This is a genomic window from Sphaerospermopsis aphanizomenoides BCCUSP55, assembly GCF_001586785.1.
In the GTDB taxonomy this organism is placed as follows: domain Bacteria; phylum Cyanobacteriota; class Cyanobacteriia; order Cyanobacteriales; family Nostocaceae; genus Sphaerospermopsis_A; species Sphaerospermopsis_A aphanizomenoides_A.
In genome coordinates, this window is record NZ_LUFH02000036.1 from 19470 (window position 1) to 44555 (window position 25086).

Consider the following 25086-nt stretch of genomic DNA (forward strand, 5'->3'; position numbering starts at 1 on the left):
GTGAATCAGTTATCAGTTATCAGTTATCAGACCCAGTTAGAGAATCAATTTAACTCAAACCGACTACCCTGATCCTATCTAGTTTTGGGAAACGGGGACAGAAGACAGGTGATAGGTGACAGTGAAGAAAGCAGGGGAGCAGGGGAGGCAGGGGAGGCAGGGGAAGAAAAATTAATTCTTTCTCCTGTAACTCCTGAACTCCTGAAGTGCGAAGCGTGGCGTAAGCCATACTCCTGAACTCCTGAACTCCTGAACTCCTTCTTCTGCCTATTCCCTTTTTTCAATTCCACAAAAATGTCATATTGCTGACTACGATTATCGTTGACAGCAGTTGTCATGCCTATAGTGCGTATTGCGGCCAGGAATGCTTGCTGACTGGGAGATGCAAAATTAGGAGTAAAACTTTTAACAGTCCGTTCCATATCTATAAAAAACTGACCTTTGGCTGGATTCAATTCTTGAGGAACAGTTTGTTGAAAAGGTAAAGTGCTGGCTAGTGTGTTGCTAGGTTTGGAAACGATTTTATCGCTGACAGGAGCGCCAAAGACGAAAAAAACCACATCGTCATCTAGCCAACCATGAGTAGCAGTTAAAGTCCCAAAAGGTGAAATCCAGTTGACAACAGGTTTACCCGCAACAGTTGCTGGCTGAATTTTAAACTGGTATTGATTTTTCATCACATCATCCAGATTCTGCAAAGCTGTTTTAGCTGACTGGCGTACTTCACCCTTAGCCTCACCAACGTTGAGCATAAACACTAAACCCACCCGAAAATTTTCTGGTGAACCATCCTTCGGTGTATTGGGAATCATCGCTACAGAAAATTCCCCTTGCATCCAACTCAGCAAATCTCGATCTAAATCCAAATTTGTCAAATTTTTTACACTCTGTCGTAATTCTTCAGGTTTGATGGGAGACAAAGGATTTCCCCCAGAAGTAGAAACATAGTCTACCCACAAACGCTTTAAGTTACTACCAGATAACATCATGAAGGTGTCGCTGGGAAGGCGATTTTGCATACTTCCAGCTTTATTTTCTACTGCCAAAACTCGCTGACTATTAGGATTTAACCAAGAAACACCCTTTAAACGCATTCCTTGGGGTTCTAGGGTAACAGTTCCCGCTAAACCTTGGTTATTCTGAAGTTGAGCGAGAACCTGAGACGGTAAACGCCGCTCTGGGGCTGTAGCTGCTATTTTTGCTGCTAATGGTACATTTATATAAAATTGAGCAAATGGTTGATAACTAGAGGTTTTAGCAAAATTTTCAGCAAAACCTCCCAAGTTTGCCATTGATGTTCTATTTTTATAGGCATCAATTGTTTTTTCTATTGCTTTAGCATTATCAGTAATGACCAGTAACTTGTCATTTATTAATGCTGCGGAAAGTTTCTCTCCAGTATTTCCTTCAGTTTGTTTAATAGTGATTCCTTGATAAGTGCTATCAATCCATTTACCTTGTTTGAGGGGTTTGGGTTGTGCCAAAATCCTGGTAGCAATTTCTGGATTTTTAATTGGTAACACCATCACAGTAGATTGTTCTTCAGCCGTGTTAGTTGCAACGGGTTTAGGCACAGGCGGCACAGGTTTAACTATGGTCGGAGCTAAAACAGCGATGGTGACTTCCTCTCCTACCCAAGGTTTAATATCTTTTTCAAAGTCATAGCCATTATTAGTTAATAAGCGATCGCGCAGTTGTCGCAAATTTTTATTTAGTTCCTGTTGAGTTTCCGGTGTCCCAAACTCCTGTAACTTTTGCCATTGTTTAGTATCCGTAGTCAAAGAAACTGTAAACAATGCATCTTGAGGAATAATATTTGCACCCACTGGCAAGTTTCTAGAAAATGGTTGTCCTTGGGTGAAAAACCAGTAGGCTAAACTTCCTAGACCAATCAATAACCCTGATGCTGATAATGTCAGCGTCAAAGACGGTTTCTTGTGTTTCTTCATTACATCAGACAGATATCAGTTCAGACTCCCGACTTCTCAAAGCAGTTGGAAATCTTGTGGTTGATAGATATTTCTTTTAGCACGGTTTGTAAAATTTCACTCTACAAAAGCAGAAGACATCTCTGGATGCTATCCGATTTTGGATTTTGGATTTTAGATTGGAGCAGAAATCATTGGTAGGACTTACGCAAAAGAACGAAAAAATAAGGTTTTCATGGGATAGGTCAATGGAATGAGAAAAACCCCTACACCCCACACCCTACACCCTACACCCTTCTTGCTGACCCAAATATTTAGTTAAATAAGGTGAAAAAACCTCATAAATTAAAGTTAGAGGTTGTCCATGATGCCAAAATAAATAATGGCGACCCCAAAACGGACCAACTTCACCAAAGCCCGACTCTAACGCGGCTGAATAACCACAGTAAATTCCTTTAATATCTCGATACAACTCTGTACGGATACGAGCTAAACTTGCCCAAATCGGTAGAGAGCGATTTTGCAAAAACTCATCCACATGACTAGCTTCCCACCAGGAAGTAGCATAACCCAAACGCTGACCAGAGGGAGTACGCAGCCATACTTGCCGGCGCAGTCTTGGTCCTGGAACAACTTGGATTAAGCTAGGAGCATGATCCGAGTTCATACCAATTAAAGACATATCAATTACATCCACTTCTATTGGCTCACAAGTGAGTAATTGTAAATGTCTGGTTGGAGAACCATCACCTAAAAGTAGCAATTGCCATGCTGGTGCTAACTGAGAGTGAGGTAAACCTTTTTGAATATCTTCTTCTTCACCTTGCCAAATAGGATTGAGGCGATGCCAATCGGTTGGCAGTGTAAGGTTATTTGTGGGCGTAATAATAGTAGTCAATTTTATTTACAATTTTAGTTACTAAACTTCACTTACTTCTATAAAAGCACAAAAAACCCAGATTCATACAGGGAGACTGGGTAAAATGTTCTGAAAAATGATCACCAATCAGCTGTCAGCATCTTAGCGGTTATTCCACAAATCGCCGATAAAAGTTGAAAAATGCGGATGGCGAGACTCGAACTCCCAAGGCAAAGCCACACGCACCTCAAGCGTGCGCGTATACCAATTCCGCCACATCCGCAAAAGTTGACTAGATATATAATATAGCATAAAAAATAGATATAAGCAAATATTTTCCAAATTTTCCTAAATGTTTTAATCAGGGCATGAGGCATTAGGGAAGTGAGAAGATGGGGCGATGGGGAGAAAATTCTTTACTTGTTCCCTGTTCAGAGTTCCCTGGTCCCTGACAAATTTTTGAGAATTTGCAGTAATGCGACAGCTTTATTCCCACAGGATAAGAGAGAATGTCAATCTACTGGTACTAATATCGCAGCTAGAAAATGAAGTTTGACAAAATTTTAATTGCTAATCGGGGAGAAATAGCTCTTCGCATTCTCCGCGCCTGTGAAGAAATGGGAATTGCGACAGTTGCAATTCACTCCACCGTTGACCGGAATGCTCTTCATGTGCAACTTGCTGATGAAGCCGTTTGTATTGGCGAACCTGCCAGCAGTAAAAGTTATTTGAATATTCCCAATATAATTGCCGCTGCCTTAACACGCGGTGCTACAGCTATTCATCCTGGTTATGGCTTTTTGGCTGAAAATGCTAGATTTGCAGAAATCTGTGCTGATCATCAAATTGCCTTTATTGGCCCGACTCCTGAAGCCATTCGCTTAATGGGGGATAAGTCCACAGCAAAAGAAACCATGCAAAAAGCTAAAGTACCAACTGTACCTGGTAGCAACGGCTTAGTAGAAACAGAAGAGGAAGGGTTAGCGATCGCTAAAGATATCGGCTACCCTGTCATGATTAAAGCTACAGCCGGAGGTGGTGGTCGGGGTATGCGGCTTGTCCGTTCCGAAGATGAATTCGTCAAACTTTTCCATGCAGCCCAAGGGGAAGCCGGCGCAGCTTTTGGTAATGCAGGCGTTTATATAGAAAAATTTATCGAACGTCCGCGCCACATTGAATTTCAAGTATTAGCAGATAACTACGGTAATGTTATTCATTTAGGCGAAAGAGATTGTTCAATTCAGCGCCGTAACCAAAAGTTACTAGAAGAAGCTCCCAGTCCTGCACTTGACTCAGAACTACGGGAAAAAATGGGACAAGCCGCCGTGAAAGCAGCCCAATTCATCAACTACACTGGCGCAGGAACTATCGAATTTCTGCTAGATAAATCCGGTAAATTCTACTTCATGGAAATGAACACCCGCATACAAGTTGAGCATCCAGTCACAGAGATGGTAACTGGTGTAGACCTGCTAGTGGAACAAATTCGCATTGCCCAAGGTGAAAGACTCAAACTAACTCAAGAACAAGTGATTTTGCGGGGTCACGCTATTGAATGCCGCATCAACGCCGAAGACCCAGATCATGATTTTCGTCCTTCCCCTGGCAGAATTAGCGGCTATCTACCACCAGGCGGTCCAGGGGTGCGGATTGATTCTCATGTGTATACAGATTATCAAATTCCGCCTTATTACGACTCCCTCATCGGTAAGCTAATTGCCTGGGGTCCTGACCGAGCTACAGCTATTAACCGCATGAAACGGGCATTGCGAGAGTGTGCAATCACCGGACTACCCACCACTATTGGGTTTCATCAAAAAATTATGGAAACCCCACAGTTTTTACAAGGCAACGTTTATACCAATTTTGTGCAGGAGATGAAAGATCAGTAATTAGGGAGTTCAGGAGTTCAGGAGTTGAGGAGTTCCAGGAGTATGGCTAACGCCACGCTGCGCTATCAGGAGTAAGAGGAAAGAACGAAAATTTCCCCCTGCCTCCCCTGCCTCCCCTGCCTCCCCTGCTTCCCCTGCTTTCTTCACTGTCACCTGTCACCTAATTCACACGAGCCATCATAGTCAGTAATCCTTGCTGGCCTAGTAAAATTTCGCGGATAAGACTAAAAATACCAACCCAGATAATGGGGGTGATATCTACCCCACCAATGGGTTGTACTACTTTTCGCAACAATACTAAAAATGGTTCTGTCGGCCAAGCTATGAGACTAAACGGTAACCGATTGAGATTCACTTGTGGATACCAAGTGAGAATGATACGGAAAATGAACAAAAAGGTCATCAATCCCAAAACAGGGCCGAGAATCCAAACAGTCAGGTTAACACCAGTCATGGCTTTGAGTTACTATTCTATCTGTGAAGAAATCAAATCAAAAGAACTTGGAGGGCGTAAGCCAAAAAAGTTTAAGCTTTGTAAAGCATTCTCTCTCACATTGTAACCAAATGCTGTCATTTTCTCGAACAGGTAACAGATAACAGATAACTGTTAATGGCTTCTCAAGAAAGTGATACACCATTAAAATTAAAATGAACTGTGTAAAAAAAGGTTGAGAACTATGACACCCTCTTTAGCAAATTTTCTTTGGAGTCTGGTTTGGGGTACTGCTATTGTGGTAATCCCTGCTACTGTTGGTTTGATTTTCATTAGCCAGAAAGATAAAATCCAACGTTTTTAAACAATAGGGAACAGGTGTTAGGTAACAGGTAACAGGTGAAGCAGCGCGGTCTTAGGGGTTTCCTCCATGAGTGACTGCTGAACCCGATAGCGTAGCGTGGAGTTAGCCATAGGGTGAAAGGTGACAAAAAGAAGAAATACTTCCGCTCCTCTGCTACCCTGCTCCCCTGCTTCTTTCCAGTTCCCAATTAAGGTAAATAGCTTCAGAGCTTCTTTGCCAGATGCTTTGAAGCTTAAATATATTTTCAATAGCTAAAGTAGTGATTTTAATTTTGACTCGCTAACATAGATTTGATATTGGGAAAACAGCAATGATAAATTTTGGGCTGAACTCAGCCAGTGTTTTGGCTCAGGTAAATTTTGGGGCTAACTCAGCCAGTGTTCTAGGAATTTTCCTGGCTGTGGCTGGGGCAGCACTATATTTTCTCCGTACTGTGCGTCCAGAACTGTCGAGAGATCAGGATATCTTTTTTGCCGCAGTGGGCTTGTTATGCGGATTTATTCTTATTTTCCAAGGATGGCGACTTGACCCAATTTTACAATTTGGTCAGTTGCTGTTGGTTGGTACTACTGTATTTTTTGCGGTTGAAAGTATTCGTCTACGAAGTATAGCTACCCAACAAGCGAAACGGAATACTCCCATTGTGGACGATGAGCGAGAGGTAAGCAGAAAATACTCTTACTCTGAACGTCGGAATTATCAAGCTGAGATGGATGCAGATTTAGAACCGCTACCGTATTACGAAGAGGAGGAAGAAGAACGGACTCCACGTCCCAGGATTCGCGGTAGCCGAGATGAGCGTTCAACCCGTGATAATTACTATGAAGAGCAACCTCCACGACGCACAGAACGCCGCAATAATAGGGAAAAACCAGAAACAACTGAAAGCAAACGTCGCACTAGTTCTGGACGTTCAGTAAGTCGCCCTAGTGAAAGTTATCAAGAAGAAAATTGGGGATCTGTCCCTAGGGAAGTAGATGATTGGGAAAGTTCCTCAGAGGAAGTAAGAAAACCGTCACGTCGCAGCACTAACAGTAGTAACAGACCTCAACGCCCAGAAAGCCGTGAAGATGATGTTACTCCTAGACCGAGAAAACGTCGTCCACCGTCTGATTCTTCTTCTCGGAGAGAAAGGGAAGATGATGATGCTATTCCCACGGATTATGTACCATATAATCCAATTGAAAAGCCAAATCAGGAATCAGAGAATGGCAACGATTTCGATGATGATATTTAACACAGCTAGGTGATGGAAGTTTCAAAGGCGACGGAAAGCGGTTGATGTGAAAACATTTACGTCTATATATTGGCTCCAAAGACCTATTCGTTGGAGCCTAGTTTTTAGTTTGACCAGTTTACTTGTGTCTTGTGGTTCTGGTGAGATTCCTTTGGGTGTATCTTCTTTGAACAGTCGTTATACTGAAGAACAACCGGCTTTGAGTGGAAATGGTCGCTTTTTGGCTTTTGTTTCTAATCGAAATGGTAATCAGCTATTGTTGATGTACGACTTACAAACCCAAAGTTTTATCTCCACACCTGGTTTAAACCGACGCGAAACAATTGCTGAAAGTCCTAGTTTGAGTTATACAGGTCGTTATATTTGCTACATTACTAGCGATCAAGGTAGACCAGTGATAGCACTTTACGATCGCGCTATGCAACAATCACAAATCCTTACTCCCACCTATCGGGGGTGGGTCAGAAATCCTCAGATCAGTCCTGATGGACGTTATGTTGTGTTTGAGTCTGCTGGTCGTGGACAATGGGATGTTGAAGTTTTAGACCGAGGTCCGACTGTGGAGTTAGATATTCCCAATGGTTCAACTGTGAGTAATTAAAAATTAAAAATTAAAAATTAACAATGATTGATGATTCCTCAATGGTACAGTCCCCAGAAAATTCTGTGGAATCAATCCAAAATCTAAAATCCAAAATCCAAAATCGAACGACCAATTACAAATTACCTATTATTTTATTTTTAAGCTCTAGTTTATTAACTGGGTGTTTTGGTTATCCTCGTATATTAAGTTATCCTTTTGATCCTGGTGGTCGGGGTCTTAATAGTCTTTCGCCAGAGTTAAATCCACAAATATCGGGAAGATATATTGTGTTTACTACTGAGCGTAGAGGTAGTCAAGATGTCTATCTGTTTGATACTGTGACACGGAATTTGGTGGATTTGCCAGGTTTAAATGCCTTTGATACTATTACTTCCCATCCTTCTGTGACTCAAGATGGTCGTTATATTGTGTTTGCCGCGAGTCGTCTAGGGAGAAAAAGTATTTTTATTTACAACCGGGAAACACGCCAATCTAGGAATTTAACTCCTAATCTACAAGCGGAAGTTCGCAATCCAACCATTAGTGCTGATGGTACGACAATTGCGTTTGAGTTTAGCAACAATGGTCAATGGGATATTTTACTATATGACCGTTCTGGACAACAGTTGAATATCCCACAAGACCCAAGGTGAGTACAATTAAAAATTAAAAATTAAAAATTAAAAATTTATTGCACTCAAAACTCAGGACTCGGTACTCAGGACTCAGGACTCAGCACTCAGCACTCGGTACTTTGTACAGATTCGATGAGCGATCGCACTTGTTTTGTACCTTCTGAGGGTTCAAAGGAGAGGGGAAATTTACCCCGGACAAGCATCCGCAAACCTAGAGGTGCAAGACTAAGTAAACCTTTCAAATCGCGGAAATAGTTACCAACTACTTGGATCCCAAATTGGCGTTCATCTATCCAACCACCTGCTTTAACTAACTCAATCAATACTTTGCGGTGACGAATTGAACGGCTATCGCTGGCTTGTTTGCGATCAAGAATTTCTTGTTTAATTTTGGTAATTTGTTCTAATGGCGCTACTTCCATTGGACAAACTGAGTCACAGTAAAAACAGCGAGTACAACCCCAAACTCCTTTAGTTCCTTCGTTATAGTTTTCCAAACGATTTTCCGTATTACTATCGCGGGAATCTGCTACCATGCGATATGCTTTGGCAAGGGCATGAGGTCCCACAAAGTCAGAATTGACTTCACGGGCATTGCATTCTGAATAACAAGCACCACACATAATACAATTGCCAGTTTGATCGAGAAGCGATCGCTCCTGTGGTGTTTGCAAAAATTCTTTTTCTGGTATTTGTCGTGCTGCTGTACTTACATAAGGAGCAACTGCTTCTAAATTATTCCAAAAACTGCTCATATCCACGACCAAATCCTTAATTACGGGCATATTACCCAAAGGAGCGATCGTGATTTCATGAATAGTATTGTTTTGGGTTGGCGGCGATGGAATTTTTTGTAGTCTAGCCAGTTCACTGCCTACATTTTCCTTACAGGCTAAAGCCGAACGTCCATTAATTCGCATGGCACAGCTGCCACAAATGGTGTTGCGGCAATTTTTACGAAATGCCAGAGTTCCATCTTGTTCCCACTTAATCCGATTTAGGCAATCAAGGATTGTATTTCCTGGTTCTACCTGCAAAGGATAAGTTTGTACAACAGGTTCAGAGTTTTGTTGTTGCCGAATAATTTTAAAAATAACTTCCATTATTACCAACCCAATTCTAAAATTGCTTTATCTGCTCCACAAACCATGAGTACAGGCAGGTTTTTGGAAAAAATTAGCCTTTTATTTCCGACTAGTGGCTAATAACCTGACGCTGAAGGCGTTCATGATTTTAGTTCCAGGATAACCATTCAAATTTTAGTTGTGGAAGTGTTGTCAGAGAAATTTATCTTCTGCCAGCAAGCCGAAAGCAAAAATTAATCGTCAATCGGGTTTTGGCTAACAGCCAAGAGCGGATAGCTCAATGCTTACCCAACACAAGTTTACTATCTACACTTCACACTTATTTAGTCAAGTCCTATTTGTAAAAAGTCATCAAGCAGTAGTGAAGTAGAAATTTTTTAAATATATAGAAGTGTTAAAGCGGCAGAGAATAATCTGCTGATGGCAATCAAACAGCGGATAGATGTGGTAGATTGATTTTTCTCTAGAGGTGGATATTAATCTGAGAGATTTTGGCCGATGGTGATAAACATGATGGTTTCATACCCGCTGCTTTTTGTCTCATCTATATCAAGAAAACCTCCATTTAACTTCCTCACTCCCAATTGCTCGTTTCCATGAGATTATTTTTTCTAAAAGTCTTGAGTCAATACTCATGACAGCATAAAGCATGGTTGAAAATCTAGACTGCTTTTTCTCTGCCCAAGTCCAGGGATTTGAAAAAAAATTAATTTGTAAATTGTATTTTAAATTAAACAAATATTTTGCTATTATTAGTCCATGATAGTATTTAATATAAAATTACGAACTCACAAAACCAGTTACCAATCACCGCACAAGTGCGGTGGCTACTGCTTTGTTTATTCGTAATGTAGAGACCAGAAATTTATGTCTCTACTGGCAGGACAAAAGGGTGTATGTCCGTAAGACCATCAACAAATACTATGCTGTCCTCAGCTTGAGACGATGAGTAGGGACAACCCTACAACTCAAGGTCAAGAAAGGCAAGCACTAGCAGTAAAAAACCTGCAATTTATTGTAGCTACGACTTTTTTTGGAGTAGAACTAACCTGATTTGTAAAGGTGGCTTAAAAATACACCGCTACAGCAACGCCAAAAGATAAAAAAAATATTCTGATTTCTGATGGCGGATGATGGTTAAAATTGCTGTAAAATCACCGAAATAAATGTCTGTGACAACTACGACCTCTAGTTTAATATGGATAATCTGACCATATATAGAGGTACTTTGTCCGCTTAAATCAGCAGGAATTCACAATCACCCTCAAGTCTTCAGTGGCTTTGTAAATTGGCTAAGAAGCCAAGTTCAAAGGATAAGACTAAATTGATGATCAGTTTGGAGAAATTAAGGAAAATTTGAGCATAATGACTGAAACTGCAACCGCCCCATTAACAGGAAAAGCACTGCTGGCTAAAGTAAAAGAGCTTTCTAATTTACCACGCCGAGAACGAGCAAAGCAGTGTGGCTATTACACCGTTACTAAGAATAACCAGGTGCGGGTAAATCTCACCGATTTTTATGATGCTTTGTTGTCTGCTAGAGGTATTCCTCTGAGTCCAGAAGCTCCTAAAGATGGTCGTGGTCGTGAACCGACATATCGTGTGAGTGTTCATCAAAATCGTCAGATTGTGATTGGTGCTACTTACACCAAAGCAATGGGCTTAAAGCCTGGTGATGAGTTTGAAATTCGGCTAGGTTACAAGCATATTCACTTGATTCAGTTAGGCGAAAGTGATAAAAAATTAACCGCACCAGATATCGACACTGACGAAGCCGATTTAGAAGATGAAGAGGAGAATTAAGTTTCTCTGATGGTAGGGGTAAGTTTGAGATCAATGCTTGATAACTTGTCCCTACTGCTACAAGTAAATAGTATTTGTAGTTTATAGCAGGGAACAGGGAATCGGGAACAGGAAACAGTTTGAAAGTCTTTTTGGATCGGATTTTTATGATTACTGTCTGTTCTCATCCAACTGAGAACCGCTATAAGAATTTATTCACACAATAAAATACGATTTGACCTCTTAAATAAGTCACAAATTGTAGTAGAGTCTTGAATAATCATCAAGAACTCTATTTTTACCTGAAGTCTATCGTGATTTTTTGGTCTGTCTTCTTATCACTTTTAGAGCCATCGGTCAATACATTACTGGCGTTACTAAAAAATTCGCCAGTAGTTTTTGTTGTCATGGCTTTTTTTGTTGTTTGGGTAGTGTGTTGGTTGCCATTAGCGGGAATAATTGCTGTTGTCCTAAATTGGCAAATTAACAAACCTTTACAATCAGAACAAAAAATACCTTTATTGGTATCTCTCTATTTATTAGCACCCCTAATTATGGGGGGAATTAATTGGCTAGGATTAGGATCTTTTGCTGATGATGGCCTAGTGGTCAACCTTTCTATTTTTGCTTCTTTACTGCTGGGTTTTAGCTTAGGTGTATTAGGACTTGTAATAGTGTTTACTGGCCAATTTTGGCTAGGGTGGTGCTATTTAGAAAAATCAAATATCAAATTAATCCCATCTATTTTGCTGCCGATTTTCTTGGTGGCTTTGTTTGTTGGTGGAATAGAAGAGTTAGTTTTTCGGGGTTTTTTGTTAACTACTTTAGAGAAAGATTATGCAGTTTGGATAGCAGCGATTATCTCTAGCTTGATTTTTGCTTTACTGCATTTAGTGTGGGAACAACAGGAAACTTTACCGCAAATTCCAGGATTATGGCTGATGGGAATGGTTTTAGTAGTGGCTAGGTTAGCTGATGGTGGTAATTTAGGGATAGCCTGGGGACTTCATGCTGGTTGGGTATGGGCGATCGCTACCATAGATACAGCAGGACTCATTACCTACACTGGAAAAGTCTCAGAATGGGTGACAGGTAAAAACAAAAAACCCCTAGCTGGGTTAGCTGGGGTTCTATGCGTTCTGGGAACAGGAATAATTCTTTGGTATTTTATCTAACAAAGGCAGGAGGCAGGAGGCAGAAGGCAGGAGGCAGAAGACAAGATATAAAATTTTTACCAATGCCCCACACCCCACACCCCACACCCTACACCCTATTCTTTAACCGCCAAAACCAGGAATTAACTTCTTCAAGGCGCGACCTGCTACATCACCATATCGCAATTCACCACAGAGGATTTTACCCATAATTTGAGCGCCAGAGGGACGCTTAACACCGACTTTGTAGCCAATACCAGGGAAGCGATAGAATGCGCCGGCTAATTTTTGCGCCCAGGCCATATCAGTTCCCCACTGTTCATTAATAGCCTCGGTGTAATTTTCCAAGGCATTGATATCACCACTCAGAGCATCATTAATAAATTTTGCTGCTAGGACACCGCTAAAAATGGAGGGGCGAATACCTTCTGCGGTAAAGGGATCAACGACACAAGCGGCTTCACCAGCCAAAACTGCATTTTGAGTATGTAGCTTTTGATTACCATCCCACAAGCAGATAGGATGACCATACTGCTTGCTGGTTTTGACATCTACATTAAAGGATTGGGCGTATTCATCCAAAATTTTCTTAAAGTCTTGAGGTTCGCCACCAATAAATGTACCGACACCGATGGAGTAACCATCAGCTTTGGGGAAGTTCCAGATATAGCCGTTTTTCAGCAAGCCAAACTCGAAGTGAGCCATATTTTTGTTGACGACTTCAGCGGCAACTTCAGCTTCCAATGCTCCTGCTAAACGACGTTTACGGTCTTTAAAACCTAACCATTTTGCCATTGGACCTTTTGCACCATCAGCAGCAATTAAGTAACGACCTGTAGCAGATCCATTAGCTGTGTTGACTTGCCAGTGATCAGTTTTAAATTCAATGCCTGTGACTTCTGTATTATCTCGGAGTTCAGCCCCTTGGCTTTGAGCTTGCTTCACTAGAAAATGGTCAAAAACGTCTCGCCGCACCATCCACACTGGTTCTTTAATGCCGATTTTAGCCTCTACAGGATCACCTAATTTCCAGGTGAATCGCAAAGAATCTACTTTGACAGAAATTGCGGGGCTAAAGTCAAAGTCGAACCATTGAGCGATCGCTGGTGACACACCACCACCACAAGGTTTATATCTGGGCAGGGATTCTTTCTCTAAAACCAATACCGAGCGTCCCTGCTTGGCTAGATGATATGCTGCTGTTCCACCCGCTGGGCCAGCACCGATGATGATGCAGTCGTACATAATGGCTGAATTTTTGGTTTTTATTTTGATTAATTGATTTCCCAGTATATATAAGGGTTTCCAATTTTTTGTAAAGTTTCTATAAATAAAGGGAACAGGGAACAGGGAATAGGGAACAGGGAACAGGGAACAGGGAACAGGGAACGGGGAACAGGGAACAGGGAACAGGGAACAGGGAACAGGGAACAGGGAACAGGGAACAGGGAAAATTCTTCCCCTACACACTACACCCTACACCCTACACCCTACACCCCACACCCCACAGCACTCGGTACTCGTTACTCAGCACTGCTTAGACGGTGGTGATGTCTTTTTCCTTCTCTGTCAACAAGTGATCAATTTTTTCTGTGTACTTGTTAGTCAGTTTTTGTAGTTTGTCTTGCTGATCTCGTGATTCGTCTTCGGAAATTTCCGCAGTTTTTTCCTGTTTGCGAATGGAGTCGAGGGCATCACGGCGGATATTGCGAATACCGACTCTACCTTCTTCGGCATACTTAGCAGCAAGTTTGACAAATTCTTTGCGGCGATCGCTTGTTAAGGGCGGAATATTGAGTCGGATCACAGAACCATCGTTACTAGGGGTTAAACCCACATCTGAGAGAGAAATTGCCTTTTCAATCAGGTTCAAGCTGCTCCTATCATAAGGCTGAATTAGGATTGTTGAGGCATCAGGTGTGGTGATGTTTGCCAGAGATTTTAGTGGAGTAGGTGTACCGTAATACTCCACCTGTACTTTATCTAGTAGACTCGCATTGGCGCGACCAGTGCGAATGGTATTAAAAGCCTGTTGAGTTGATTCAACAGTTTTTTGCATTTTACTTTCAGCTTCAGCTAATTTCACAAGAACCTCCCACAAGGGTGCCTATAGATTCTCCCATAACTGCTCGATGGATGTTTCCTCGCACCGTTAGGTCAAATACGAGAATGGGAATATTATTTTCTTTACATAAAGCAATTGCGGTACTATCCATAACTCGCAAATCTTTAGCCAAGACGTGGGCGTAGGTGAGGGTTGTATAACGTTTGGCATCAGGATAAATTTCGGGATCAGCGTCGTAGATTCCGTCTACTTTGGTAGCTTTAAAAATCACTTCTGCTTCAATTTCTGCTGCTCTTAAGGCGGCAGTGGTATCTGTAGTAAAGAAGGGATTTCCTGAACCCGCCCCAAAAATTACCACTCGTCCTTTTTCTAAATGGCGAATAGCTCGACGACGAATATAGGGTTCTGCTAATTCTTGCATAGCGATCGCTGTTTGTACTCGCGTCTGTACCCCTATTCGTTCTAGGGAGTCTTGCAGGGTCATGGCGTTCATGACGGTGGCAATCATGCCTATATAGTCTGCTGTTGCCCTATCCATGCCCGCCGATGCAGCTTTAACGCCTCTAAAAATATTCCCGCCGCCAACGACAATAGCGACTTGAACGCCAGTGGCTACTACCTCTCCTAACTCTTGAGCTATTCCCTTGACTACTTCTGGATCAATGCCATAGCCCATGTTGCCCATTAAGGCTTCACCGCTTAGTTTAAGTAAAACCCGTCGGTAATTCGTTCCCATGAAGTCACGCTTTATCAAATAAGTTGCAATTGCCTGCTCAATAAAACTTAGACAATGCTAATAGCATTAGCTATACATTGCTGTTTATTTCCCGCTTCCACCAAGGTAGAAGGCTACTTCTTGTCTACGGGCGTAACTTCCGCCAGAGCCTAGCGTACAAACAATTATGGTGTATTCAACAGGTTATTAGCCGCATTTTAATCTCTATATCTCTTGATTATCAATGTTGAACATTGAATATTCTGACATTGATAAACACAGGTTTTGAGTTTTAAATCAGCGCAGTTGTTTACCACATAATCAACATAGTTTCTATGATAGATACCACCTGTTAACTATAAAATATTTAGTAGGAATTTACTCCTGTCTCCTCAATTCAGACTCCTGACTCTTGCAGTAAGTGGATTCAGCCGAAATAGTTAGATAATTAAATATCTCATGATACATCTATTTGCGCCATATTAATGGTGTACCTGCCTGTTGTGTTTGTTCTGGCTGGATTTCTTGACCTTGAAATAAAGAGGCGATCGCATTTTTCAAATAATCTACCCCCTTGATTAATGGGTCTGTCGGGTGATCGTCAATTTGACCTTTGTAGCGCAGAATCCCCTCATGATCAATTAAATAAGCAGTTGGTGTGCTAATTGCCCCAAAACTGCGAGTCACATCTTGGGTTGAGTCCCATAGATATGGGAAATTTAACTGATGATGCAGGGCAAAAGTTTTCATGTTCTCAAAGGTTAACTTCGTGCTAAATTCTGCCTCAGCATTCATATCATTGTTGCCATCAGTACCATTGAGTCCTATGAGTGTAAAACCGTTAGGAGAAAATTCTGTTTGAATATTTTTGAGCCTTTCCAGATATAAATCCACATAAGGACAGTGGTTAGACATAGAAATTACGCATAGGGCGCGTAAATTTTCTCGATAACGGCTGAGATGGTGGACATGATCATCAATTCCAGGCAATTCAAAATCCGGAGCATAACTGCCAATAGGAGTATCTATTGTTTCTAGTATAATCATTTTGTTTTGCTCAAAGGAACTAGGAACAGAAACTTGTTTAAACCCGATGTTAGTTTTCAGGTGTAAAACTACGCCTGAGCTTTTTTTGTATATTCAATTAATTTTATATACTAGTCTAGTCCACGTAAATTGTAAAACTACCATATCTAGTGCTGATAGTAGTTTAATAATAAAGGAAGTAAGAAAGCTTGACCACTTGCTAGTTGTTTTCACTCTGTCACACTAGCTTCATGACTAAAAAACATTATTTCTAATTCCATAGCAGCGATTGATTTAGGCATAGATAATCTAGCAACCTTAACATCCAACCAGCCGGCATTTTTACCAGTTCTGGTTTCCGGGCAGATTATCAAATCAATTAATCGTGATTACAATCTTTATTACCTGCACATCGACAGACATCTAAACGATTACAAAAACTATAGGTCGTTTTTTTCAAAAAGCAAATAGGATTCCTATAGTTAAGTTAAGCAAATTTGAATTTTTTATGACAGCTTCTACAACTACTCTTACCTCAACAAAAACTTGGACTTGGAAAGGATTCCCTATTTGTTACCAAACTCAAGGGAACACCGGTCCTGCGGTTGTTTTAGTACATGGATTTGGTGCTTCATGGTTACACTGGCGCAAAAATATACCAGTTTTAGCAGAAAATTGTCGAGTTTATGCCATTGATTTGATTGGTTTTGGTGCTTCGGCGAAACCCGAACCAGGGGTAAAAATGATCTACACACTGGAAACCTGGGGACAGCAAATAGCAGATTTTTGTCGGGAAGTGGTAGGAGAACCTGCGTTTTTAGTAGGTAATTCTATTGGCTCTATTGTAGCTATGCAAGCTGCGGTAAGTAACCCTGATATAGCCTTGGGAACTGCCTTACTCAATTGTTCTCTCAGATTATTACACGATCGCAAACGGCTCACTTTACCTTGGACAAAGCGTGTTGGTGCGCCAATTTTACAAAGAATTTTATCTATTCCAGCAGTGGGTGAATTCTTTTTTAGTCAACTAGCTAAACCAAAAACTGTTAAGAAGATTCTTCTCCAAGCTTATGCCAATGGGGAAGCAGTGACCGATGAATTAGTAGAGATTCTGATGGCACCAGCAAAAGATCCTGGTGCTGCGGCTGTATTCTTGGCTTTTACAGCTTATTCCAGTGGACCTTTACCAGAAGAACTTTTACCTGTATTACCTTGTCCAGCAATTATTTTGTGGGGAACAGCTGATCCTTGGGAACCTATTAATTTAGGTAGAGAGTTAGCTGATTTTCCTCAAGTACAAAAATTTATTCCATTAGAAGGAGTGGGACATTGCCCCCAAGATGAAGCTCCAGAATTGGTAAATCCCATTTTACTGGATTGGATTAATGAGAGATTGCTTAACTTTTAAACATTCAGTAATATGTTTTTTTGTGAGGATTATTCAGGATTATGCAAGTTATTTAGGTAAATAAAAATTAGTCTGATGGGAGTAGAAAGTTCTGTTTGGATACAACATAAACGCCTCATAGAAGTTATGGAAAATTGATTTATAGGAGTTTTACTCCCCCTTTAACGAAGGCAGAAGGCAGAAGGCAGAAGGCAGAAGGCCGTTGTTGTAACGGGGATTTATACCCCGCTCCAAAAACTTTGGACGAAGTCCGGTTTTAAACCCGATTGTTTTGATAAAATACATCGAAGAAGGATAAAATTCTCAAAATAATAGATAGATTTTACGAAAGTTATGAGAATTTTATCCTCTATTGACCGATGGCAGAGTTGAAACTATTGGCAGGTTTTAGCCATCCCAACCGCCTCCGCCTCCGCCTCCATAGCCATAGCCGATCCAGCGGCAGCGTCTACATAACCAACTTCCTCCACTTAGAAGCTCTTGTTCTTCGGTGGATAATTCGGTAATCAAATCAGATTTGATGACTTGCTTTGAAGTCATTTGTTCAGAAATTATTTTCTCAGACATGATTGTTAGCCTCACTTACTTACATAATAGATGTTTAACATCTATTGATTATATTTATAAATAGATTCTTTTCTAATTAAATGATTCTCAAGGTATAAAATTAAAATAATATTTATCTATCTTATAGCAGAACAAATAATACACCAATGGTAAATTTAATTTATTTATTGTATACAAATATTTAATTTTATTTACACTAATTTTTCAATAAAAAAGAGAGAAAGAAAAAAGTTTTTTCTTTCCCTGTTTATCCTTAGTATATTAGTGATATTAGTCTTCGCTATCTGAGATTAATTAGAAGGCTGAGACTACACAAAACCAAGTGCGTGGATTTTTAGCACTTAGGCTTTGATGAAGTATTTGGGACGGTAGTAGGTGGGACGATAGGATATGATTTTGTAATCAGGTTTATTATCTCTATCACCACCATAGCCACTACTTTGATCGCCTCTACCAAAGCCACCACATTGATCACCTTGACTATCGCCTCCACATTGGTCATATTTAGGACGCATTGAACGGCAGAATCCTCCAGATAAAAGCTCTTGTTCTTCTGTGGACAAATTCACGAGTAAATCAGAATTAATGAGTTGAGTTGACATCGATTTTAGCCTCACGTACTTGCTGAGGTGTTATACACCTATAGCTTTAGTTATAAAGTTGATTATGTTAATTTTAATTAACCTAAAGAATGAGATTTAGTGGTAATAATTTCTATTAAAACTATCAGTGATTTTTGAGTAAATAGATTTTGTCTGTCTTGCGTTACATACAGCAGAATATGGCTTACGCCACGCTACGCTATCAGGAGTCAGGATTCAGGAGTAAAACTGGCTTGGTGTATAGGTTTCAATTTTGATTCTGTACCTCATTGATCTGCAATCTGCTGTATACACATATTTGATGAATTCAATAAAATTTATCAGTCTTTCACATGATGTAAATACTTTCAAATAGGGAGATGTGTATGCTGATGGATAGATTTTATTGTCATGACTAGGACTTACGCAAAAAAACGAAAAATCAAGGGTTTCGACAAAGGGGTAAAGTGATGGAAAAATCAAGGTCGAGGAGAGGAAAACCCCTACACCCCTACACCCTTACACCCCTACACCCAGTCGTCACAGATAACTTCTGTGCGTAAGTCCTGAATATAATTCCTTGATAGTTGATAATGGATTTACTCATTCATAGTTTGATGGGAATTCGGCGTTGCAAATAAAATAGAATATCCTATAGTGAGTTGGGATAGTTTATATTTAGTATGTTCTCCCGTATCCTCACCTACACCAATATTTAAATTACTATCTGCTTCTGTATCAATGTCAGTTTTCTGCAAAAAGAAGTTAATTGCTTTGAGCAGATTCATGGATTTTCCACCAGTCAAACTTTCTTGTTCTTCTGGAGATAAATCTCTAAATAATTGATGCTGGTTATATGGATAATTTTCAGACATAGTATTACCTTGGGGGACTGAAAAAAATTTACATTGATAAAAACTTTAAATGCTCTCCTGGTTGCATGAGAAAATTCTCTAGTGTACCTTGTATTTGAACTTTACCTTTATCCAACAACACTATCCAATCAGAACGATGCACCACGCTCGGACGATGGGTAATAAGAATTGTAGTCTTCCCTTTGCGGTGTTCTAATAATCGATCTAATACATGAGATTCGCTAACTGGATCAAGTCCAGCAGTTGCTTCATCTAAAATCAGAATAGGTGGATCATTGAGAATACCTCTGGCTATAGCTAATCTTTGTCTTTGTCCACCAGAAAGATTTGCACCAAATTCACCTAACACAGTTTGATACTTATTTGGTAGTTGACTGATAAATCCATCTGCGTCAGCAATATGACAGGCTTCGACAATTTGCTCAAAAGGAATATAGGGCATTCCTAAGCGGAAATTATCAATGATTGAACGACTCCAAAAATGCGGTTCTTGAGGTACATAAACTACTTGTTGTCTGAGACTATCGAGAGAAATATCTTGGATATTATAAAAACCAATGCGGATATTGCCAGAATGAACTGGATATAACCCAGCAATTAGTTTTGCTAAAGTGCTTTTACCGCAACCTGACTGACCAATTAAAGAAATTACTTTACCTCCAGGAAGTTTGAGGGAAAAATCTTCTAATAAATCAACTCTACCAGGGTGGTGAAATGTAAGATGAGAACAACGAATATCCGCATCACTGGAAATTGTCACAGTTGGTTTTTGACCGGCAATTACTTCCGGAGTCGAGTCAATAACTTCTAAAACACGAGAAATTGCTATTTGCGAGCGAAAATATTCATCTACTAACCCAACTAATGTGCTAACTAACAAAAACACATTAACTTGCAGAGTGTTAAAAGCCAACATCTGCCCAACACTTAAATTTCCCTGAATGACTAACATACTTCCTAGCCAAAGTAAAATAATTCCACCAGTGCTAGAAAGTAGTTTAGAGAAAGTTCCATTGAGAATACCAATTTGAATAGTGCTGAAAGTAAGATTGCTCAACCGACCAAAACGACTTTGAAATTCATCCCAAAATTGAGGAGCAGCATTTGTAGTTTTGATAACCTGTGCGCCCTTGAATGTTTCTACTAAAACACCTTGATTTTCTGCACCCAAAACCAAAAGACTACGAGTTTTTTGTTGGAGGATAGGTAAAAACGGCAGAGTGGCAAGAGTTATTAACCCAATAATCAAGAGAACTACTACAGTTAACTGCCAGCTATAAAAAAGCATCAAACACAAAGACACAGTGGCCATAAAAAACTGGCTAGGTAAAAAAACCACTATCTGGGATACAAACTGATTGATTTCATTGATATCTCCTAGTCGGCTAGTAATTTCACCACTACGTCTAGCTTCGTAATAATTCAAAGGTAACTGAAGAAGTTTACGCCCAAATTCCAAGACTAAACCTAATTGTAGCCGTTGAGCAAAGTGAGCAATCATGATTGATTGTAGTGCTTGCAAACTACTACTAAAAACGCTCATGATCATCACGGCTACCACGACAATAGTTAGTAAGTCGATATCACCACGGATCAGAACATCATCTGTTAGTAGTTGAATGAGAACAGGAGTTCCTAGACTAAGTAAACCCAAAACAATATTGATAGACAATACCTGAGTTAGTAAACCACGATAAGGCCAAATGCGCTGGAAAAAGCGCCCAAAACCATTTTTAGGTTTTTCTATAGGCTGGGCAAAAAAGCGGTCTGGATCTGGTTCTAGTAGGAGCATTACCCCGTTCCAAGCTTTTGTTAGCTCTTGACGGGTAATATAACGGATGCCTACTGCGGGGTCAGCAATTACATATTTTCTACCACGCTGATTGTATAAAACAACCCAGTGATAACCATGCCAATGAATAATTGCTGGTAGATGTACTTCTGTAATTCTGTCAATCAGTTCTGGTGCAGCTTTCACTGCTCTGACATTAAAACCTAGTGTTTCTGAACCACGTTTTAAACCCAACATTGTTGTTCCTAACTGTCCAGTTCCTACCGCTTCTCGACACCGATTAATGCTGAAAAAGCGTCCGTAATGCTTACAAATTGACACTAGACAAGCTGCTCCACAGTCCTCTTCACTGGCTTGGAGAACGCATTGATAATTTTTTTTTAAATTAAACATAGTAAATAGGGAATAGGGAATGGGGAATAGGGAATAGGAGTATGGCTAACGCCACGCTTCGCTATCAGGAGTATGGCTAACGCCACGCTTCGCTATCAGGAGTATGGCTTACGCCACGCTGCGCTATCAGGAGTTCAGAAGAATAAGAAGAATTTATTTCTCCCCTGCCTCCCCTGCCTCCCCTGCTCCTTTTCATCTTCTCTGTCACCTGCTTTTGCCTTTAAATATCTGCGATTAATCTTGCTTTTCTGAGAATGAATTGAAGTATGGTTTCTTCGCGGGTAATAATACTAGCTCGACCTTCCATTCCTGCTTTGAGATGACATTGGCGATCGCCCTTACCCAGGTATAGTTGTTGTGGTTGAATATTTACTTCGTAGGTAACTAACTGAGGTGCGTTGGGATTTGCGCCATTTTTGACAGTGGGTAAGGCATCTGGAGCAACGCTGATTACAGATGCTTGGAGAGTACCGTAATCTGGATAAGGACAAGCGGAAACTTGCACAACTACTTTTTGTCCTGGTTCAACTTTATCAATATCTTGAGTCTGGACATGAGCTTTGATTACCATTGGTACATCAAGAGGAGCAATTTGAGCGATCGCTTCACCTGATTGCACTACCTGGCCAGGATTACGAAGATTGAGTTTCAAAAGTGTTCCTGTAATTGGCGATCGAATTACACTTTTATTCAGTTCAGAATCTATCTGTTCTAGTTCTTTACGAGTACGAATCAGTTGTTTTTGTAATTCAATTCGTTGCTGAAGAAGAATTTCCTTGTCTTTTCTTAAAGCTGCTAAATTAGCATTACCTTTTGCTCGCTCCTGCTGAATTTGTTCAAAGGCGATAATTACATTTGCATCATTAGGATTGATCGCAATTTGAGCTTTGTTTAAGTTAAGTTCGGCAACTTTTAGCGATTGCTCCCTTTCTTCCAGTAAATTACTAGCATTGGTTTTAGCTTGTTCTAATTTTGCCTCGGCAGACCTCACAGCTTGTTCTTTTTCTTCTAGGAGATTACGAGAAATTGCTCCTGATTGAATAATAGGTTGTAATCTATCGCGTTGCATTATAGCTAAACGTAAAGCTGCCTCTGCTTCTTCTATAGTTGCTTTTAAAGCTCTTTCTTTTTGTAATCGCTCGAATTGTGACCTAGCAAATTGTAAAGCTACTTGCGCTTGTTCCATCTCACTGTTAGCTTTTATTCGCTGATCTTCATAATTGCGTTGAGTGCCACTGAGTTGAGCTTGTGCAGAAATAATTGTGCGATTAATTAAGCTGACTTGAGCAGCAATTTGAGTATCTATTTCTACTAGCTGGGCATCCATTTGCCTGAATTGTAATTGACTCTGTTGAATACTATTTGTTAATTGACTTTTTTGTGTTTGTAGGTTGAAATTATCAATATAAGCAAGAACTTCACCTTGATTTACAACTTGATTTTCTTTAACTTTGATTGTTTGAATAGTGCCAGCAATAGCAGATTGAACAACTCGCAAGTCTCCTACAGGTCTAATACTCGTAGGTACTTTAATTGTGACATGGTAATTCAGAACTGAAGTTAATCCGACTCCAGCTATAAAAATACTCACTAAAATCACTCCCCCAATATTAGTCCATTTACCAATTTGAGGAAGGAATTCATTCACGTCTATTAAGTGGAGTTGCTCTGGATCTGGTTCTTGAGGCTCATTTATAACATACTTTTCCTCACGACGCAGAAAGTTCACAATGTTGCACCTTTAGTTAGAATTGATGTTTCAATAATTGACAATTACCCCTCCTTAAAGGATAGAGAATTGAAAGTAAGGAAAGGTTTTTCTTGATATTTCTCTTGAAAACTAGAGATTTTAAACTAAATCAACCAATTATCACTTGTCAATTATCAATTATAAATTGATAATTTCTGTTCATCTAATCAAGCATCATGCTCTATAATTAGTGCTAGGGGAAAAGAAAGATAAACACCATCGGTACAGCAATTATCTTTCTTATATATCTAACGTAGTCAATGCGTTGGCATTATGGAGGAGGAAGCTCAAACTCCCTCAAAGTCCTCACTTACGTTGAGCGGATGACAATACCCTCCTCCTGCCCCCTTTTTATTGGCGACCAATAATTGCCAATAATAACTCTCAGATGTTTTCATTCCCATATTCGATTATGTGATTAATATCCGTCCTTGGGTAGATGAAATAAAATTTGTGAATAGGTTTTTTGATTGACCTATGAGAATAATGAACTGATGTTTATATTACCTAAATCTGTGACAGAGAAAGGATTTGCTAGATCCAAGCTAAAAAAATCTTGTGCAGAGTTACTAGTTTCTTGTGTTTTAACATTAGAATTAGACGTTGTATTACCAGATGGTTGATTACTACTTGTTCCTTCTACATTTGTAGTTTTTTGATTAAAATTGGAACTGGTGGAGTCGAAGCCTTGACCACCAGATAGTAATTCTTGTTCCTGATCAGATAAGTCAACCAAAAACTCAGATTTGCATATTTGCATTAACATTGATTTCCTCCTCATTTTAGTATTCTGGAAATAAAATATTGCAGAAACTACAGCAGCAGTCAGAAGTAAAACCCAGTTAGGACATAGGGAAAATACATTAATTTTTTACTTTCATTTGCTGCAATCAGTTGTCAGTTTTTTCCTCTGCTTCCCATGCACTACCCCAGGGAATGCTGTATCACACTAAGGAAAAAAATTCTGGATTATTCGGATTAGTCAGCACCATCTACATTCATGATTGTGATGGTGCTGTTAAGGGGAAACAGAAGCAAGTGATATCTGCAATGATTAGCTATTCAGTTTTGATCAGAAATCTGATTAATTTGAGAATTCCTGCTCACCATTGTCTACCTAAATCTGCGAAGCTATTTAAGTAGTTAATGATGTGATAGCTAGTCTTTGCAAATCACTTGGAGTAATGGTTAACTATCTTAACGTCCTGGGGCTGCCCCTTGTCCAGGTGCTGCTCCAAGTCCTGATGCACCTTGTAGTAGTGTTTCGGGTTGTTGTAGCACACCTGGTTGTTCACCTGTTGCACCTGGTTGTTCACCTGTTACACCTGGTACAGTTGGGATGCCTGTTTGATCAGCGCCTCCCCCAGATGGTAATCCGTTGGTTCCGTTAAAACTAGGTGCATTGCCTAAAGGTGTAACATTAGGAGGAATTAATCCACCTAAGCCCAAGAAATCTTGTGCAGCGGTGTTGATAGCATTGCTTGCACCTACGGAAACAGCTGTACTACCTTGAGGGCCGGAGGTGGCTGCACCTCGTAAGGCTGACAGTTTGTTAGCGTAATTACTGCCAGCTAATTCAAAGTCAGCACCACCAGTCACTAGCTCTTGCTGCTCATCGGATAAAGCAACAAATAAATCGGAATTATTGATTTGATTTAACACAATTCTTAGCCTCACTTACGAAACTAGGTGATTTGTCACCTATGCAACTAACTATAAGCATTGTTTGTCAGGAATTCATAAATCTAAGGTTAGAAAGTGCAATTTATAGTTTTACTTCTCAAAGCAGATATAAAATTTTTTAATTTTTACCGATATAGTAATACTCTGAGAGGAGTTGTCTTTAATATTGGATGTATTTTCATTTATTTGCTATATAGCAATCCAATTTGATTGATGAAATTACTTGTGGAGATAGGGAATAGGGAAGAGGGAACAAGAAAGAAGGGAAATGTGGCTGGT

24 protein-coding genes and 1 tRNA gene are annotated in these 25086 nt (G+C 40.1%); 8 read left to right on the top strand and 17 right to left on the bottom strand.

Annotated features, from left to right (window positions below; genetic code table 11):
- Positions 1–74: 74 nt before the first annotated feature.
- From A0J48_RS11125 to A0J48_RS11135, 3 genes are all read right to left on the bottom strand, one after another.
- On the bottom strand, positions 75–1949 hold the full coding sequence (locus A0J48_RS11125; protein WP_234300850.1) for a DUF3352 domain-containing protein: 1875 nt from the start codon (positions 1947–1949) through the stop codon (positions 75–77).
- Positions 1950–2208: 259 nt separating this feature from the next.
- Positions 2209–2826, bottom strand: coding sequence for a chorismate lyase (locus tag A0J48_RS11130; RefSeq protein ID WP_200323051.1), 618 nt, complete (start codon positions 2824–2826; stop codon positions 2209–2211).
- A gap of 163 nt (positions 2827–2989) precedes the next feature.
- Positions 2990–3070, bottom strand: a tRNA-Leu gene (locus tag A0J48_RS11135).
- A gap of 262 nt (positions 3071–3332) precedes the next feature.
- Between A0J48_RS11135 and accC the strand changes: the two genes are divergently transcribed.
- Complete coding sequence (gene accC / locus A0J48_RS11140) at positions 3333–4679, top strand: acetyl-CoA carboxylase biotin carboxylase subunit (protein ID WP_200323052.1); 1347 nt, start codon at positions 3333–3335, stop codon at positions 4677–4679.
- Between the two features lie 160 nt (positions 4680–4839).
- Here the strand turns inward: accC and A0J48_RS11145 are convergent, their stop codons facing one another.
- Positions 4840–5133, bottom strand: coding sequence for a YggT family protein (locus tag A0J48_RS11145; RefSeq protein WP_200323053.1), 294 nt, complete (start codon positions 5131–5133; stop codon positions 4840–4842).
- 223 nt (positions 5134–5356) lie between these two features.
- Between A0J48_RS11145 and psbX the strand changes: the two genes are divergently transcribed.
- The 4 genes from psbX to A0J48_RS11165 all read left to right on the top strand — a co-directional run bounded on the left by psbX (position 5357) and on the right by A0J48_RS11165 (position 7949).
- Positions 5357–5476 carry a photosystem II reaction center X protein gene (gene psbX / locus A0J48_RS11150; RefSeq protein WP_028083398.1) on the top strand — a complete coding sequence of 40 codons (120 nt, stop codon included), beginning with the start codon at positions 5357–5359 and terminating at the stop codon, positions 5474–5476.
- A 310-nt stretch (positions 5477–5786) separates the two neighbouring features.
- Positions 5787–6713, top strand: coding sequence for a Ycf66 family protein (locus A0J48_RS11155; RefSeq protein WP_200323054.1), 927 nt, complete (start codon positions 5787–5789; stop codon positions 6711–6713).
- Positions 6714–6759: 46 nt separating this feature from the next.
- Positions 6760–7314, top strand: a complete 555-nt coding sequence (locus A0J48_RS11160; RefSeq protein WP_200323056.1) for a TolB family protein — start codon at positions 6760–6762, stop codon at positions 7312–7314.
- A gap of 23 nt (positions 7315–7337) precedes the next feature.
- A complete protein-coding gene (locus A0J48_RS11165; RefSeq protein ID WP_234300852.1) occupies positions 7338–7949 on the top strand; it encodes a TolB family protein in 612 nt (203 codons plus the stop codon).
- Between the two features lie 86 nt (positions 7950–8035).
- Here the strand turns inward: A0J48_RS11165 and A0J48_RS11170 are convergent, their stop codons facing one another.
- The gene (locus tag A0J48_RS11170) at positions 8036–9034 is read right to left on the bottom strand and encodes a succinate dehydrogenase/fumarate reductase iron-sulfur subunit (protein ID WP_200323058.1); all 999 of its coding nucleotides are present in this window, start codon (positions 9032–9034) and stop codon (positions 8036–8038) included.
- Positions 9035–10381: 1347 nt separating this feature from the next.
- Between A0J48_RS11170 and A0J48_RS11175 the strand changes: the two genes are divergently transcribed.
- Both A0J48_RS11175 and A0J48_RS11180 read left to right on the top strand, forming a co-directional pair.
- Entirely contained in the window at positions 10382–10819 is a 438-nt protein-coding gene (locus A0J48_RS11175) for an AbrB family transcriptional regulator (RefSeq protein ID WP_200323060.1), read from the top strand.
- A gap of 293 nt (positions 10820–11112) precedes the next feature.
- The gene (locus A0J48_RS11180; protein WP_200323062.1) at positions 11113–11973 is read left to right on the top strand and encodes a CPBP family intramembrane glutamic endopeptidase; all 861 of its coding nucleotides are present in this window, start codon (positions 11113–11115) and stop codon (positions 11971–11973) included.
- A 102-nt stretch (positions 11974–12075) separates the two neighbouring features.
- Here the strand turns inward: A0J48_RS11180 and A0J48_RS11185 are convergent, their stop codons facing one another.
- The 5 genes from A0J48_RS11185 to A0J48_RS11205 form a co-directional block, all read right to left on the bottom strand.
- Positions 12076–13197, bottom strand: a complete 1122-nt coding sequence (locus A0J48_RS11185) for a geranylgeranyl reductase family protein (protein ID WP_200323064.1) — start codon at positions 13195–13197, stop codon at positions 12076–12078.
- Between the two features lie 292 nt (positions 13198–13489).
- Positions 13490–14038: a ribosome recycling factor gene (gene frr, locus A0J48_RS11190; RefSeq protein WP_200323066.1), complete on the bottom strand. Its 549-nt coding sequence runs from the start codon at positions 14036–14038 to the stop codon at positions 13490–13492.
- Complete coding sequence (pyrH, locus tag A0J48_RS11195; protein WP_200323069.1) at positions 14025–14753, bottom strand: UMP kinase; 729 nt, start codon at positions 14751–14753, stop codon at positions 14025–14027. The genes frr and pyrH overlap by 14 nt, the downstream gene beginning before the upstream one ends.
- Before the next feature lie 447 nt (positions 14754–15200).
- Positions 15201–15779, bottom strand: a complete 579-nt coding sequence (locus tag A0J48_RS11200; RefSeq protein ID WP_200323071.1) for a thioredoxin family protein — start codon at positions 15777–15779, stop codon at positions 15201–15203.
- 209 nt (positions 15780–15988) lie between these two features.
- On the bottom strand, positions 15989–16132 hold the full coding sequence (locus A0J48_RS11205; RefSeq protein WP_200323073.1) for a hypothetical protein: 144 nt from the start codon (positions 16130–16132) through the stop codon (positions 15989–15991).
- 134 nt (positions 16133–16266) lie between these two features.
- On the opposite strand from A0J48_RS11205, the gene A0J48_RS11210 reads away from it, so the two are divergent.
- Positions 16267–17166, top strand: a complete 900-nt coding sequence (locus A0J48_RS11210; RefSeq protein WP_200323075.1) for an alpha/beta fold hydrolase — start codon at positions 16267–16269, stop codon at positions 17164–17166.
- Between the two features lie 387 nt (positions 17167–17553).
- Here the strand turns inward: A0J48_RS11210 and A0J48_RS11215 are convergent, their stop codons facing one another.
- The 7 genes from A0J48_RS11215 to A0J48_RS27585 form a co-directional block, all read right to left on the bottom strand.
- On the bottom strand, positions 17554–17733 hold the full coding sequence (locus tag A0J48_RS11215; protein ID WP_200323077.1) for a hypothetical protein: 180 nt from the start codon (positions 17731–17733) through the stop codon (positions 17554–17556).
- A gap of 341 nt (positions 17734–18074) precedes the next feature.
- Entirely contained in the window at positions 18075–18335 is a 261-nt protein-coding gene (locus A0J48_RS11220) for a hypothetical protein (RefSeq protein WP_200323079.1), read from the bottom strand.
- A 578-nt stretch (positions 18336–18913) separates the two neighbouring features.
- A complete protein-coding gene (locus A0J48_RS11225) occupies positions 18914–19189 on the bottom strand; it encodes a hypothetical protein (RefSeq protein ID WP_200323081.1) in 276 nt (91 codons plus the stop codon).
- 28 nt (positions 19190–19217) lie between these two features.
- Positions 19218–21374, bottom strand: a complete 2157-nt coding sequence (locus tag A0J48_RS11230) for a peptidase domain-containing ABC transporter (protein ID WP_200323083.1) — start codon at positions 21372–21374, stop codon at positions 19218–19220.
- Positions 21375–21594: 220 nt separating this feature from the next.
- Complete coding sequence (locus A0J48_RS11235; RefSeq protein ID WP_200323085.1) at positions 21595–23103, bottom strand: HlyD family efflux transporter periplasmic adaptor subunit; 1509 nt, start codon at positions 23101–23103, stop codon at positions 21595–21597.
- Between the two features lie 496 nt (positions 23104–23599).
- Entirely contained in the window at positions 23600–23890 is a 291-nt protein-coding gene (locus tag A0J48_RS11240) for a CTB family bacteriocin (protein ID WP_200323087.1), read from the bottom strand.
- A gap of 431 nt (positions 23891–24321) precedes the next feature.
- Complete coding sequence (locus A0J48_RS27585; RefSeq protein WP_200323089.1) at positions 24322–24786, bottom strand: CTB family bacteriocin; 465 nt, start codon at positions 24784–24786, stop codon at positions 24322–24324.
- Positions 24787–25086 lie beyond the last annotated feature (300 nt).